The following is a 14,625-nucleotide window of genomic DNA, read 5'->3' as shown; positions in this document are numbered from 1 at the left end:
GCGTCCTGTCGGTCACATCAATGCCGGATGTGCCGCCGCCATCGCGGACAAGCCCGCCTCCACAGAGACAGTGCAAATTTTCCAATCGTCCTCAATAAACATAAGAAGAGGCACTCCTCATGCAACCGCAAACCCTCACCGGGCAGGCGACGTTGGTGACGCCCAGCCGCAAGCGTTTTTTCATCATGGTCCTGCTGTTCATCACGGTGGTGATCAATTACCTGGACCGCAGCAACCTGTCGATCGCAGCCCCGGCGCTGACCAGCGAACTGGGCATCGACCCGATTCACGTCGGCCTGATTTTCTCGGCCTTCGGCTGGACCTACGCCGCCATGCAGATCCCCGGTGGCTGGCTGGTGGATCGGGTGCCTCCGCGCATTCTTTACACCGTCGCGCTGCTGTTGTGGTCGATTGCCACGGTGATGCTCGGCTTCGCCGGCAGCTTCATCGCGCTGTTCGTCTTGCGCATGGCCGTCGGTGCCCTGGAAGCGCCGGCCTATCCGATCAATAGCCGCGTTGTAACCACCTGGTTCCCCGAGCGCGAGCGCGCCACGGCCATCGGTTTCTACACCTCTGGACAGTTTGTCGGCCTGGCGTTCCTGACGCCGGTACTGGCCTGGCTTCAGCACGAATTCGGCTGGCACATGGTGTTTGTCACCACAGGCGCGGTAGGCATTCTCTGGGCCGTGATCTGGTACGCGGTGTATCGCGAACCGCGTGACTTCAAAGGTGCCAACGAGGCCGAAATCGACCTGATCCGCGAAGGCGGCGGGCTGGTGGACATCCAGGCCGAGCAAGCGAAGGTGAAGGCCAAATTCAGCTGGGCCGACCTGGGGATCGTCCTGAGCAAGCGCAAACTCTGGGGCATCTACCTCGGCCAGTTCTGCCTCAACTCGACGCTGTGGTTTTTCCTGACGTGGTTCCCGACCTACCTGGTGAAATACCGTGGGATGGACTTCATCAAATCCGGCTTGCTGGCATCGCTGCCGTTTCTCGCAGCGTTCGTCGGTGTGCTGTGTTCCGGTTTCTTTTCGGATTTCCTGATCCGTCGCGGGTACACGGTCGGTTTCGCTCGCAAATTGCCGATCATCAGTGGCCTGCTGATTTCCACTTCGATCATCGGCGCCAATTTCGTCGAGTCGACGCCGCTGGTGATTGCCTTCCTCGCCCTGGCGTTCTTCGGCAACGGTCTGGCGTCGATCACCTGGTCGCTGGTTTCCACGCTGGCACCGGCACGTTTGCTGGGACTGACCGGTGGCGTGTTCAACTTCATCGGCAACCTGTCGGCCATCGCCACGCCAATCGTCATCGGTTTCCTTGCCAGCGGTGAGTCCTTTGCTCCGGCGATCACCTACATCTCGGTTCTGGCATTGCTGGGTGCACTTTCCTACATTTTGCTGGTGGGCAAGGTCGAGCGTATCAAGTTGTAGTCGCAGCAGGAGGGCGACCATAATGCCGCCCGTTCACTCGCTCAACGGTAAAGGCTGGATATGCAGGAAGACGCCCCAAAAATCGCCAAGGACGCCGCGCCGACCGGCACCCAGACACTGCTTCGAGGTTTGGGTGTGGTTCAGGCGGTGGCCAGTGGCGCCCGTGATCTCAAGGAGATCGCCCGGTTGATCGGAACCACGCGCAGCACCACTCATCGACTGGCCAGTTGCCTGGTCGACGAACGTTATCTGCGGGTGGTGCCGCAAGTCGGTTACCTGCTGGGGCCGAAGCTGATCGAACTGGGGTTTCAGGCGCGCGAAGAACTGCCGTTGGTCACCCTGGCCGGGCCGTATCTGGATGAGTTGTCGGCGTTGACCGGTGACACCATTCACCTGGCGATCCGTGAAGGCGACGAAGTGTTGTACCTGCACAAGAATCCGGGACGCAACGGCCCGGAAATGCGCTCGCGGGTCGGCCATCGCATGCCGTTGGCGCGTACCGGCATCGGTAAGGCACTGATGCTCGACGACACGCCACAAGAGTGGCAACGGTTGTACGAAGTCAGTCTGCCAGCAGGTGGGAAAAATCAGTTCTGGCCGCAGCACCCGGAGCAGTCCTGGGAGCAATTTCAGCAACGCATGATCGAATATGTGGCCGGAGGTTATGCGTTCGACCTGGAGGACAACGAACCGTCGATCCGTTGCGTGGCGGCGCCGATTCGTGATGCCAGCAAGCGTATCGTCGCCGGCATCAGCATCGCCAGTACCGTGCCGTATATGCCGCTGGAAAAAATGGCCGAGTTGATTCCCCTGATCAAAGGGGTCACGGCGCGGTTGTCGGCGGAGCTGGGTCTCAAGGTTTGAATGCAAAACACTGTGGGAGCGAGCAAGTTCGCTCCCACATTGGTTTTTTGTGCCGTCAGTAAAATCGCAGGCAACAAAAAGGCCCCCGTTCGGGAGCCTCGTTGTTCAGCGCTCGGCTTACATGTTCGGGTAAGTCGGGCCGCCAGCGCCTTCCGGCGTCACCCAGGTGATGTTCTGCGAAGGGTCCTTGATGTCGCAGGTCTTGCAGTGCACGCAGTTCTGGGCGTTGATCTGGAAGCGCTTCTCGCCATCTTCCTTGGTAATCACTTCGTACACGCCGGCCGGGCAGTAACGCTGGGCTGGCTCATCGTACAGCGGCAGGTTCTTGTTGATCGGGATGCTCGGGTCGGTCAGCTTCAGGTGGCAAGGCTGTTCTTCTTCATGGTTGGTACCGGAGATGAACACCGAGCTGAGTTTGTCGAAGCTGATCTTGCCGTCCGGTTTCGGGTAGTCGATCTTCTTGCAGTCGGCCGCGAGCTTCAGGCAAGCGTAATCCGGCTTGGTGTCGTGCAGGGTGAACGGCAGTTTGCCGCCGAAGATGTTCTGGTCGAGCCAGTTGAAACCGCCACCGACGATAGCGCCGAACTTGTGGATCGCCGGGCCGAAGTTGCGGCTGGCGAACAGTTCGTCGTAGAGCCAGCTCTTCTTGAACGCGTCGACGTAAGTGGTCAGCTCTGCAGTGCCGTCCAGGTCAGCGAACAGCGCGTCAGCCACGGATTCGGCGGCCAGCATGCCGGACTTCATTGCAGTGTGGCTGCCTTTGATCTTGGCGAAGTTCAGGGTGCCGAGGTCGCAACCGATCAGCGCGCCGCCCTTGAAGACCATTTTCGGCAGCGAATTCAGGCCGCCCTTGCAGATGGCGCGCGCGCCGTAGCTGATGCGCTTGCCGCCTTCCAGGTACTGCTTGAGCACCGGGTGATGCTTGAGGCGCTGGAACTCGTCGAACGGCGACAGGTAAGTGTTGCTGTAGGACAGGTCGACGATCAGGCCGACCACCACCTGGTTGTTTTCCAGGTGATAGAGGAACGAGCCACCGGTGTTCTCGGTGCCCATGATGTCCATCGGCCAACCGGCGGTGTGGACCACCAGGCCAGGCTGATGCTTGGCCGGGTCGACTTCCCAGATTTCTTTCAGGCCGATGCCGTAATGCTGGGCGTCTGCATCGCTGTCGAGGTTGAAACGCTTGATCAGCTGCTTGCCGATGTGGCCGCGGCAACCTTCGGCGAACAGCGTGTACTTGCCACGCAGTTCCATGCCTGGGGTGTACAGGCCTTCTTTCGGCTGACCTTCGCGGTCAACGCCCAGGTCACCGGTGATGATCCCGCGAACCACGCCGTTCTCGTCGAACAGGGCTTCCTGGGCGGCGAAGCCCGGGTAGATTTCCACGCCCAGGTTCTCGGCCTGCTGGGCCAGCCAGCGGCACAGGTTACCCAGGGAGATGATGTAGTTGCCTTCGTTGTGCATGGTCTTGGGCACAAAGAAGTCAGGGATTTTCTGCGCGCTTTCGGCATTTTTCAGCACGAAGATGTCATCGCGGGTGACCGGCGTGTTCAGCGGCGCGCCGAGTGCTTTCCAGTCCGGGAACAATTCGTTCAGGGCCCGTGGTTCGAACACGGCACCAGACAAGATGTGAGCACCGACTTCGGAGCCTTTTTCGACCACGCAGACGCTGATTTCCTTACCGGCTTCGGCGGCCTTCTGCTTCAATCGGCAGGCAGCGGAAAGACCAGCGGGGCCGGCACCGACGATGACCACGTCGAATTCCATGTATTCGCGTTCCACAGGTTATCTCCTACTCAAGGCTCAACAGTTTTTTTTCTAATTGGGAGGTTGGGTGTCGCATCCCTGAATCCCTGCGCAACGCCGGGAGAGGACAATCGAGTAACCACCTTTCTCTTTGGGTGGCGCATTATATCTACACCACTCTCAGCGTCCAATACAAACGTTTGTTTGAATTGGCTCAAAGCCAGAGAAATCAAAGTCACGCGGCTTATGAACGGCTATTTTGCCGTATTGACCGGAATAGGTGTTCCGGTCAAGATACGGGCGGTTTTGCGCTCGCCGTAGGCTGACTGTTGGTTTCAAGAGCACCTCTAAAGACAGGGCGATGGCACTGGAAAGTGATGAGCCGCGCAGGTTTGGCGCGCAGTTTACACGCCGCGATAATGAATGACTTGTAAGTCACGACTGACGAACGGTCATCAACATCATGAACGATGGTCACTTGACACGTTTGCCGGCGTTTTTAGAGGTGCCCTTGCGCCCGATGAGCATCAACCGCCAGGTTCGCCTAGGCGACTTCCTTTTCACCGGAGAGTAACGAGGAATCCATGAAGGTTCTTGTAGCTGTCAAACGCGTTGTGGATTACAACGTCAAGGTCCGCGTCAAGGCGGACAATTCCGGCGTCGATCTTGCCAACGTCAAGATGTCGATGAACCCGTTCTGCGAAATCGCAGTGGAAGAAGCGGTACGCCTGAAAGAGAAAGGCGTCGCGACTGAAATCGTCGTCGTCTCCGTCGGCCCGTCCACCGCTCAAGAGCAACTGCGCACTGCGCTGGCTCTGGGTGCTGACCGCGCCATCCTCGTCGAATCCGCCGAAGATCTGACTTCCCTGGCCGTTGCCAAACTGCTGAAGGCTGTTGTCGACAAGGAACTGCCTCAGCTGGTGATCCTTGGCAAACAAGCCATCGACAGCGACAACAACCAGACTGGCCAGATGCTTGCCGCATTGAGCGGTTACGGTCAGGGTACGTTCGCTTCGAAAGTCGAAATCAGCGGCGACAGCGTCGCTGTGACCCGCGAAATCGATGGCGGCGCGCAGACCGTTTCCCTGAAACTGCCGGCCATCGTCACCACCGACCTGCGTTTGAACGAGCCGCGCTACGCGTCCCTGCCAAACATCATGAAAGCCAAGAAGAAGCCTCTCGAAGTGCTGACTCCGGACGCTTTGGGCGTTTCCACCGCCTCCACCAACAAGACCGTGAAAGTCGAAGCGCCTGCTGCACGCAGCGCGGGTATCAAGGTCAAGTCGGTGGCTGAACTGGTCGAGAAACTGAAAAACGAAGCGAAGGTAATCTAAATGACTATCTTGGTTATTGCTGAACACGACAACAAAGTGCTGGCCCCGGCCACGCTGAACACCGTGGCTGCCGCTGCCAAAATCGGCGGCGATATCCACGTGCTGGTTGCAGGCCAGGGCGCTGGCGCCGTGGCTGAAGCCGCTGCGAAAGTCGCTGGCGTGGCTAAAGTGCTGGTGGCCGACAACGCTGCCTACGCTCACCAGCTGCCGGAAAACGTTGCGCCTCTGGTTGCCGAGCTGGGCAAGGGCTACAGCCACATCCTGGCTGCCGCCACTTCCAACGGCAAAAACATCCTGCCGCGCGTTGCCGCAGCACTGGACGTTGACCAGATCTCCGAGATCATCTCGGTCGAAAGCGCTGATACCTTCAAGCGTCCGATCTATGCCGGTAACGCCATCGCTACCGTTCAATCGAACGCCGCCGTGAAAGTGATCACCGTGCGTGCCACCGGTTTCGACCCGGTTGCCGCTGAAGGTGGTTCGGCTGCTGTAGAAGCCGTTGCCGCTGCTCACGACGCTGGCATCTCCAGCTTCGTTGGCGAAGAACTGGCCAAGTCCGATCGTCCGGAACTGACCGCTGCCAAGATCGTCATTTCCGGCGGCCGTGGCATGCAGAACGGTGACAACTTCAAACACCTGTACGCCCTGGCCGACAAGCTGGGCGCTGCCGTCGGTGCTTCCCGCGCCGCGGTCGACGCAGGTTTCGTACCCAACGACATGCAGGTCGGTCAGACCGGCAAGATCGTTGCGCCACAGCTGTACATCGCCGTCGGTATCTCCGGCGCGATCCAGCACCTGGCCGGCATGAAAGACTCCAAGGTGATCGTTGCGATCAACAAGGACGAAGAAGCGCCGATCTTCCAGGTGGCCGATTACGGCTTGGTGGCGGACCTGTTCGAAGCCATCCCCGAGCTGGAGAAGCTGGTCTAATCCGGCTGCTTCACTTATAAAGAGCCCGACCTTTTGGTCGGGTTTTTTTTGCTTTTTTTCCTGCAGGAGCTGGCTCGCTCCTACAAGGTTATAAACGGTCTCAACGGGAGAGTTTCGCCATGGATTTGAGCCGCCTATGTGGCTGGTCATTGCTTCTTGGGTTGACGCTATTTCCAGCGCTGTCCACTGCAGCCGGCAAGTGCGATCGCCTGGTGGTGACCGGCAGTCCGGATGCGCCACCTTTCCTGTGGCAAGACCCGCAGGATCCCAGGCATCTGATCGGCGCCAGTGCCGATTTATTGCAGCAAGTGGCGGGGCAGTCAGGGATCAAGGTTGAACTGTTGTACGCCGGAAAACGCTCCCAGGCCCTGGACGAAGTGCGCAGTGGACGCATGGACATGCTGGCCGACGCCTCGTTGACGGTCAGCGAGCTGGAAACCCTGGATTATATTCACCCACCATTGCTGGAAAACGACTATCTGGTCTGGACCCGCAAGGATTCGTCACTGGTCTACAGCGATGTGCAGGACCTGCAGGGGCATACCGGCGCCGTGTCGGAAAAATCCCGATTGACCCCGGCATTTGGCACTTTTGCCGAGCAGCAATTGACCCTCATCCGCACATCCAGTCTGACCCTGGCCTTTCAGAAATTGCTCTTGGGCGAGGCGGAATATGTCCTGGCCGGACGCTACTCGGGTGTGGCGATGGCGCAGACATTGGGCATGTCCAATGATCTGGTGGCTCGCGTGCAACCAGTAGACAAGCCGGGGTTGTTTCTGGCCATTTCCCACGACTCCGCCTGCAACGATCCGTGGTTGCGCGGACAGTTGGCCAAAAAGATGACAGAATTGCGCGCGTCCGGACTGACGGAGGCCGTGCTGTTGCGCAATATCGAGCGTTGGAATGCCCAACTTTCTCAACGGCAGACGCAACCTGTCAGTAGCCCAAAACAGTAGGGATTTTTAGTGAGTATTCGACCTCTTTTCGCTGCCCTGGCCGTTCTGGCTCTGGCGGGTTGTGCAGCCGATCCTGCGCCGAATGAACAAATGCGCCTGACTGCACAGGCACTCGAACAAGCCAAGGCTGTTGGCGCCACTGCCGACGAAGTGCCTGAAATGAAATTGGCCGAAGACAAGTTCAACCGGGCCAAGGGCAACATGGCCGACCAATCCTTCAGAAACGCACGCATGCGGGCCGAACAGGCCGAGCTGGACGCGCGTCTGGCTGAGGCCCGGGTCCTGACCCTCAAGAGCGAGGAGCAGTTGAGCGTGCTCAATACCCGCATCGCCCGTCTGCGCAAGCAAGTGGGGGACTCCCAATGAGCCTCAAGACCAAGGCCCTCGGTGGTCTGATCCTGGCGGGTTGCGCGAGCCTTTATGGCTGCGCCGGCCAGCACAGCGAAACGGCATTGCAGGAGGCGGGCGCCGACTTCCAGAAGGTCAAGGAAGATTCGAATGTGCTGCGTATCGCACCCAAGGACGTGATCCGCGCCGGTGAGTCCCTGGCGCGCGCCGATCGCTTGTCCAGCTACTGGGGCAGCGGGTCGGACGTGGTGCATTACGCTTATCTGAGTCAGCGTTACAGCGAGATCGCTCGGGAACACACCAATCAGGTGCTTAACGAAGAGCGCGCGGCAAAGCTCGAACTGGAGCGGCAGCGCCTGCAACTGGCCTTGCGGGAATCCAAACTGCTCAGCGTGCAGCAGCAGGGCAAATGGATCGAAGAGCAGATCGTTGCGACGGCCACCACCCAGACCGACCGTGGTTTGGTCATGACCCTGGGCGACGTGCTGTTCGACACCGGCGAAGCAGAATTGAAAAACTCGGCGAACCGCGTCGTGCTGAAAGTCGTCCAGTTCCTGCAGCTCAACCCCAAGCGCGTGGTGCGGATCGAAGGCTATACCGACAGTACCGGCGGCAAACAGGAAAACCTCAAGCTGTCGCGCGACCGTGCGCAATCGGTGGCGGACGTTTTGACGGATCTTGGGATCGACGACAAACGTATTCAGGTTGAAGGTTACGGCGATGAATACCCTGTGGACGTCAACGCTTCCGAGCGTGGTCGTGCCCAGAACCGTCGGGTGGAAATTGTGTTCTCCGACGAAAAAGGCCAGCTGGGCGCCGCCCGCTAAGGGTTGCGTCACTGGAGACCCGGCCTGCCAGTCAGCGCCGGGTTTTTTTTCGCCTGCCAAATAGTGCTCAAAACAGTACAGTTCTTGCTGACACTGCACTGTACTGTCGACTATTGTGGCAGCTGTCCCAGTACACTTCTAAACTGTTCCGGTATTGTTTTACACAAGAATAAAATGCCCGTGAAATCGAGTGCTGCGTCATGACCAATCTCCTGCTCTACCAACGTATTGCTCAGCAACTGGCCGAAGATATCCGTCGTGGTGTCTATCAACCCGGCGAGCGTGTGCCTTCGGTGCGCAAGATGAGCTCGCAGCTCAATGTCAGTCATGCGACAGTGCTGCAGGCCTATGCCAACCTCGAGGATCAGGGCCTGATCCGTGCCCGGCCGCAATCGGGCTACTACGTGCACCAGACCCCGGCCCTGACTGCACCGACACCGGATATCGCCAGGGTTGAGCGTCCCGGGCTGGTCACTCGCAGCAGCATCATCCAGCAGGTGTTGGTCGAATCCCGCCGCGAGGGCGTCTTTCCGTTGGGCGCCGCAGTACCGAGCGTCGATTATTTGCCGGTGCGGGCACTGCATCAGCAACTGGCCAAAGTCACCCGTTTTCACAGTCCGCGTGCGTTCAGCTACATGTTCAGCCCGGGTTTTGAACCGTTGCGCCGACAAGTGGCGATTCGCATGCGTGATGCGGGCGTGGTGGTCGATCCGTCGGAAGTGGTGATTACCCACGGCTGTGTCGATGCCTTGCAAATGTCCCTGCGGGTGCTGACCCGGCCGGGTGACCTGATCGCAGCCGAGTCGCCGACCTACTATGGGTTGCTGCAATTGGCTGATCTGCTGGGCCTCAAGGTCATCGAAATTCCCAGCGACCCATCCACCGGCATGAGCCTCGAAGCCTTGCAACTGGCGGCCAACCAGTGGTCGATCAAGGCCTTGGTGCTGACCACTCGTCTAAGCAACCCGCTGGGGGGCACCATGCCCGAGGAGCGGCAGAAACAACTGCTGCGCCTGGCATCCGACTTCGATATCCAGATTGTCGAGGACGATATTTACGGCGAGTTGATGTTCGAGCAGGGGCGCACCAAAGCGCTCAAGGCCTATGACCGCCTGGACCGGGTGATCTATTGCTCGAGTTTCTCCAAGACCCTGTCGCCGGGTGTACGGATCGGCTGGATGATTGCCGGCAAGTACCAGCAGGAAATCCAGCGTTTGCAGACGTTCAGCACCCATTCCGCCTGCAGCGTCACGCAAATGGGCATTGCGGCCTACTTGGAAAACGGTGGATACGACCGCCATTTGCGTTACATCCGTCAGGAATACCGCAAGAACCTCAGCGCCTTCCAGCTGGCCGTGCAGCAGTATTTCCCCGAAGGCACCCAGATGACGCGGCCAACCGGCGGGTTCATTTTGTGGGTAAGCCTGCCGGGTCGGGTCAATACCCAGGAATTGCATGTACGGGCGCTGCAGCAGGGCATCAGCATCGCGCCGGGGCTGATTTTCAGTAACACCGAGCAATTCAATCATTGCATTCGCCTGAACTGCGGCATCCCCTGGAATCGTGAAGCCGAGCGTGCCTTGATGACCCTTGGCATGCTCGCCACCCAGCTCTGCCAGGAAATGGCCGGCGGTCTTTGACGGAGGCGGGCAGGTAATGCCTGTCCGCGCTTGTCATGTTGATTGCAACAAGCGAGCATATGGCCCCTCTGTCGTTAGCGCCGTTGCGCCGTTGGGTCCATGAAACCGATTTTTCCCGCCACCTGGCTGATGATTTGCCTGTTATTGAGCGCTCAGCCGCTATCCGTGATGGCCGCTTCTGTTCAGGAAAAACCGGCAGCAAGCACTACCTCGAAAAAAACCGCTCCAGCCACGAAAACCGCCCCGGTCAAAAAGAAAGCCGCGCCGGTCAAGAAGCGTCCTCCGATTGCGGCCAAGTCGAAACCGGCCAGCGAGGTGGCGAAAACCCCGCTGCCTTCAGCTGACCTGGATTTGAGTTTGCCCAAGGGCATGGTCGAGGAGCTGAAGCCGGTGGGCACCGTGCCATTACCGAGGCGAGATCCGGTACTGCCGCAAATGTTCGGTGACAAAAGCAGCCAGTTCCAGCTCAACGGAAGGTTGATCAGTAACGAAATGCAATTGCAGCTGCGCAACGAAGAGCGTCGTGAAGTCGAAGGCGCGGCGCTGGAATTCGAGTTCAAGCATTAATTCTTCCTTGCTGATGACCCGCCAACCAGACGCTTTGTCGGAGACTGCCCGGTCACGCCCGGTTGCAGGCAAAAACCCGTGGTTCGCCAATTTAAAACAACTGTTTTAGCGGTTACTCTGTGCAACGTCCTTTAACACATTGCCCGTCGCGAGGAGCTCGTCGTCATGAAATGCCGTGAAGGGTGTGGCGCCTGTTGCATAGCCCCATCCATCAGCTCACCCATCCCCGGCATGCCCAACGGCAAAGCCGCGGGGGAACGATGCCTGCAATTGTCTGCCGAAAACCTGTGCACTATTTTCGGCCAGCCAGAGCGCCCGGCAGTCTGTTCGGCGTTCGAGGCTGATATCGAGGTGTGCGGCAATAGCCGTGAAGAAGCGATCAGGCTGATCGGCTGGTGGGAGCAAATGACGGCTGCGTGATGTGTACAACGAACGGAACTTCAACAATAAGGAATAAGACTATGGGTTCGCTGCATCGTATTGCTCTGCTGTGTGGTTTGACGGCTGTATTGGCCACCTCGGTCGCTCAGGCCGAAGACTGGAAGGTTGCCAAGAACGAAGACGGCATCAAGATATCCCTGAGTGAAGTACCAGGTTCCGACTACAAGGCCTACCAGGGCGTCACCCTGATGAAGACCACCATGGCCAAACTGCGCGCACTACAGGACGACGTCCCCGGCGCCTGCGCCTGGATTCACGAATGCAAGACCCAGAAGTTGCTCAAGCAGGAAGGCAATCAGCTCTGGACCTACACCCAGTTCAATACCCCTTGGCCAGTCACCCCGCGTGATTCGGTGATGCACGTCACCATTACCGAAGGTGCCGATGGCAGCATGACCCGCAAGCTCGAAGGTGTGCCGAAATACCTGCCTGATGAAAAAGGTCTGGTCCGGGTCGCCAAGGTCGATGGTTTCTGGAAGTTTGTTCCCAAGGGCGACCAGGTTGAAGTGACCTATCAGGTTCACACCGAGCCGGGCGGCAGTGTTCCGTCGATGGTGGCCAACAAGTTTGTGGTCGATGCGCCGTTCAATACCTTGAAAAACCTCAAGGCACGCGCCGAGAAGTAATCGCATTGCGCTGTTGAGCAAGGCCTGCGCAACGCCCCGACCGGTTCGGGGCGTTGCCGTATTTGCAGGGCAGGGCTTTATTTTGTTTCCAGATATGCGTTGCACGAAATTTTCACAACGCCTCCAAGACAATTCGCACGCGTCTGCATCGACGAACACTTATCAATGGCAATGATGCGGTTGATCGTGCAACATTTGCGCATCGCGCAAACCCCGGGCCAGGATTTGGCCAGCAGAGGGCAGGGCGCAGCTGTATTTTTGAAACTTCAACTTCCAATGGGTCCTAATACGACATGGCAATCCCGGACGCCCTGAATCAGCAGCGAGCTTCAAGTCGCCTGCTGCAACCGACCGTCAAATCGCATCTGGCTTATACACTGCTGTGTGCTTTGGTCATGATGGTGATGTTTTCCGCGCTGCGCGTCGCGCTGCTGGTCTACAACCGCGAGATGATCCTCTCCACACCAGCCTCGACATTTCTCGAAGCATTCGCCAACGGCCTGCGTTTCGATTTGCGCCTGGTGGTTTACCTCAGCGTTCCGTTGCTGCTCGCGTTGTTTAGCGTCCGTAGCATGGCGGCGCGCGGGCTGTTCCGCTTCTGGTTGACGGTTGCTTCGAGCATCGCGCTGTTCCTGGGCCTCATGGAGATGGATTTCTACCGTGAGTTCCACCAGCGCCTCAACGGCCTGGTTTTCCAGTATGTAAAAGAAGATCCGAAAACCGTGATGAGCATGCTCTGGTACGGTTTTCCGGTCGTTCGCTACCTGCTGGCCTGGGCCGTAGGCACCTGGATCCTCAGCCTGGCATTCAAGGGCGCTGATCGTGCGACCCGTCCTCGTGGCCCCTTCAGCGGCGGCAGCATTGGTACGCGTCAGGTTGCCCCGTGGTACACGCGCTTCGCCGTGTTCGTGGTCTGCCTGCTGATCTGCGTGGTCGCCGCCCGTGGCACCTTGCGTCAAGGCCCACCCATGCGTTGGGGTGACGTCTACACCACCGAATCGAACTTCGCCAACCAGTTGGGCCTTAACGGTACCCTGCAACTGATTGCCGCCGCCAAGAGCCGGATGTCCGAAGATCGCGACAACATCTGGAAAGCGACATTGCCACAACCTATGGCGCAGCAGACTGTGCGTGACATGCTGGTGATGAAGGACGAAAAACTGGTGGATGGCGATACCGCTGCCGTACGTCGCGTTTATACGCCTCCGGCAGACAAGACCCTGCCGATCAAGAACGTCGTCGTGATCCTGATGGAAAGCATGGCCGGCCACTCGGTGGGGGCATTGGGTGCACCGGGCAACATCACGCCATACCTCGACAAACTGTCGAAGGAGGGCCTGTTGTTCGACCGCTTCTTCTCCAACGGCACCCACACTCACCAGGGGATGTTCGCCACCATGGCCTGCTTCCCGAACCTGCCGGGTTTCGAATACCTGATGCAGACCCCGGAAGGCAGTCACAAACTGTCTGGCCTGCCGCAATTGCTCAGTGCCCGTCAGTACGATGACGTGTATGTCTACAACGGTGACTTCGCCTGGGATAACCAGTCGGGTTTCTTCAGCAACCAGGGCATGACCAACTTCATCGGGCGTAACGACTTCGTTAACCCGGTGTTCTCCGACCCGACCTGGGGTGTTTCCGACCAGGACATGTTCACCCGTGGCCTGGAAGAGCTGAAGGCTCGTGATGGCAAGGACAAAAAACCGTTCTATGCCTTGCTGCAAACGCTGTCCAACCACACACCTTATGCCTTGCCGTCGCCATTGCCTGTTGAGCCAGTGACTGATCGCGGTAGCCTCAACGAGCACTTGACCGCGATGCGTTACTCCGACTGGGCGCTGGGTCAGTTCTTCGAGAAGGCACGCAAGGAGCCGTACTTCAAGGAAACCCTGTTTGTGATCGTCGGTGACCACGGTTTTGGCAACGAGCAGCAGATCACCGAAATGGACCTGGGGCGTTTCAACGTTCCGATGCTGATGATCGCACCGGGCATTCAGGAAAAATTCGGCCAGCGTGACCACACCGTCGGGACTCAGATTGACATTGTGCCGACCATCATGGGTCGACTGGGGGGCGAAGTGCGCCATCAGTGCTGGGGACGCGACCTGCTCAACCTGCCAGAAGGTGATCCTGGTTTTGGCGTGATCAAACCATCGGGCAGTGAGCAGACCACGGCGATCATTACGGCGGACCAGATATTGGTTTTACCGAAGGACAAGGACATGGCCCCGAAGATGTATCAATACGAGTTGGGTGCCAATCCACACGCTGAGGTCATTCCAAACGCCCCGCGTACTGCCGAGTTGAAAACCAAGCTTGAATCGTTCCTGCAAACGGCCACCAAGAGCCTGCTCGACAACACCGCAGGTGTGGTTGACGGCAAGCCGGACTAAGTAAAGCGGCAATATAGAAACAAGCACTTGTAGGAGCGAGCTTGCTCGCGATGGACGTTAACGATGACGCGTATTTTCTGGATAAGCGCATCGTCATCAAGTCCATTGCGAGCAAGCAAGCTCCTACATTTTTTTGCCGGTCAGATCTTCATATTCTGCCGAGCAAGAGCAGGATCAGCAGCACGACCAACACGACGCCGATGATGCCCGATGGGCCATAACCCCAGCTTCTGGAGTGCGGGAAGACCGGCAAGCCACCGATCAGTAACAAGATCAGAATTACGATAAGAATTGTGCCCATGACTGTTTCCTTGTTGGATGTATTCAGGGATGACCTGATCGTTAACGGTCAGCGGGAATGCAATTAATTCGAGCTGCTTAAAAAATCCGACTGCCGCGCACGCTATAAAATTCCAAGTTTTTTCGATGTTTTTCGAACAATGCGCTGTTTCGGGGTTAATTGTGTTAGTTGGGTCGGACGCGCCTGCGGTTTGCTCGGGGCATTCAGCAATCTGATGGAGCG

The 14,625-nt window shown here is 58.2% G+C and carries 14 protein-coding genes; 12 read left to right on the top strand and 2 right to left on the bottom strand.

Annotation, left to right across the window (positions count from 1 at the left end):
- Positions 1 to 119 precede the first annotated feature (119 nt).
- Both ACX3YF_RS30170 and ACX3YF_RS30165 read left to right on the top strand, forming a co-directional pair.
- Entirely contained in the window at positions 120 to 1,430 is a 1,311-nt protein-coding gene (locus tag ACX3YF_RS30170) for an MFS transporter (RefSeq protein WP_130206813.1), read from the top strand.
- Positions 1,431 to 1,490: 60 nt separating this feature from the next.
- Positions 1,491 to 2,294 carry an IclR family transcriptional regulator gene (locus tag ACX3YF_RS30165; RefSeq protein ID WP_103405745.1) on the top strand — a complete coding sequence of 268 codons (804 nt, stop codon included), beginning with the start codon at positions 1,491 to 1,493 and terminating at the stop codon, positions 2,292 to 2,294.
- Positions 2,295 to 2,411: 117 nt separating this feature from the next.
- Here the strand turns inward: ACX3YF_RS30165 and ACX3YF_RS30160 are convergent, their stop codons facing one another.
- Positions 2,412 to 4,076, bottom strand: coding sequence for a 4Fe-4S dicluster domain-containing protein (locus ACX3YF_RS30160; protein ID WP_196585444.1), 1,665 nt, complete (start codon positions 4,074 to 4,076; stop codon positions 2,412 to 2,414).
- A gap of 548 nt (positions 4,077 to 4,624) precedes the next feature.
- Here ACX3YF_RS30160 and ACX3YF_RS30155 point away from each other — a divergent pair.
- The 10 genes from ACX3YF_RS30155 (at position 4,625) to ACX3YF_RS30110 (ending at position 14,102) form a co-directional block, all read left to right on the top strand.
- Complete coding sequence (locus ACX3YF_RS30155) at positions 4,625 to 5,374, top strand: electron transfer flavoprotein subunit beta/FixA family protein (RefSeq protein WP_458974780.1); 750 nt, start codon at positions 4,625 to 4,627, stop codon at positions 5,372 to 5,374.
- Positions 5,375 to 6,304, top strand: a complete 930-nt coding sequence (locus tag ACX3YF_RS30150) for an electron transfer flavoprotein subunit alpha/FixB family protein (protein ID WP_130206819.1) — start codon at positions 5,375 to 5,377, stop codon at positions 6,302 to 6,304.
- Between the two features lie 119 nt (positions 6,305 to 6,423).
- Positions 6,424 to 7,260 (top strand): substrate-binding periplasmic protein, encoded by an 837-nt coding sequence (locus ACX3YF_RS30145; RefSeq protein WP_130206821.1) that lies wholly within the window; start codon positions 6,424 to 6,426, stop codon positions 7,258 to 7,260.
- 9 nt (positions 7,261 to 7,269) lie between these two features.
- Positions 7,270 to 7,626 carry a DUF4398 domain-containing protein gene (locus ACX3YF_RS30140; RefSeq protein ID WP_047527033.1) on the top strand — a complete coding sequence of 119 codons (357 nt, stop codon included), beginning with the start codon at positions 7,270 to 7,272 and terminating at the stop codon, positions 7,624 to 7,626.
- Complete coding sequence (locus tag ACX3YF_RS30135) at positions 7,623 to 8,435, top strand: OmpA family protein (protein WP_130206823.1); 813 nt, start codon at positions 7,623 to 7,625, stop codon at positions 8,433 to 8,435. The genes ACX3YF_RS30140 and ACX3YF_RS30135 overlap by 4 nt, the downstream gene beginning before the upstream one ends.
- Positions 8,436 to 8,635: 200 nt before the next feature.
- A complete protein-coding gene (locus ACX3YF_RS30130; protein ID WP_047527036.1) occupies positions 8,636 to 10,075 on the top strand; it encodes an aminotransferase-like domain-containing protein in 1,440 nt (479 codons plus the stop codon).
- 99 nt (positions 10,076 to 10,174) lie between these two features.
- Positions 10,175 to 10,642: a translation initiation factor 2 gene (locus tag ACX3YF_RS30125; protein WP_458974779.1), complete on the top strand. Its 468-nt coding sequence runs from the start codon at positions 10,175 to 10,177 to the stop codon at positions 10,640 to 10,642.
- 165 nt (positions 10,643 to 10,807) lie between these two features.
- On the top strand, positions 10,808 to 11,062 hold the full coding sequence (locus ACX3YF_RS30120; protein ID WP_130206827.1) for a YkgJ family cysteine cluster protein: 255 nt from the start codon (positions 10,808 to 10,810) through the stop codon (positions 11,060 to 11,062).
- Positions 11,063 to 11,103: 41 nt separating this feature from the next.
- Positions 11,104 to 11,709: an START domain-containing protein gene (locus ACX3YF_RS30115; RefSeq protein WP_130206829.1), complete on the top strand. Its 606-nt coding sequence runs from the start codon at positions 11,104 to 11,106 to the stop codon at positions 11,707 to 11,709.
- A gap of 293 nt (positions 11,710 to 12,002) precedes the next feature.
- Positions 12,003 to 14,102: an LTA synthase family protein gene (locus ACX3YF_RS30110; RefSeq protein ID WP_130206831.1), complete on the top strand. Its 2,100-nt coding sequence runs from the start codon at positions 12,003 to 12,005 to the stop codon at positions 14,100 to 14,102.
- Positions 14,103 to 14,250: 148 nt separating this feature from the next.
- Here the strand turns inward: ACX3YF_RS30110 and ACX3YF_RS30105 are convergent, their stop codons facing one another.
- Entirely contained in the window at positions 14,251 to 14,403 is a 153-nt protein-coding gene (locus ACX3YF_RS30105; protein ID WP_032833547.1) for a DUF3309 family protein, read from the bottom strand.
- Positions 14,404 to 14,625 lie beyond the last annotated feature (222 nt).

This window comes from Pseudomonas fluorescens group sp. PF-69, assembly GCF_054481235.1.
The sequence above is the reverse complement of the archived record's forward strand: the minus strand, read 5'-3'. Positions and strand labels throughout refer to the sequence as shown.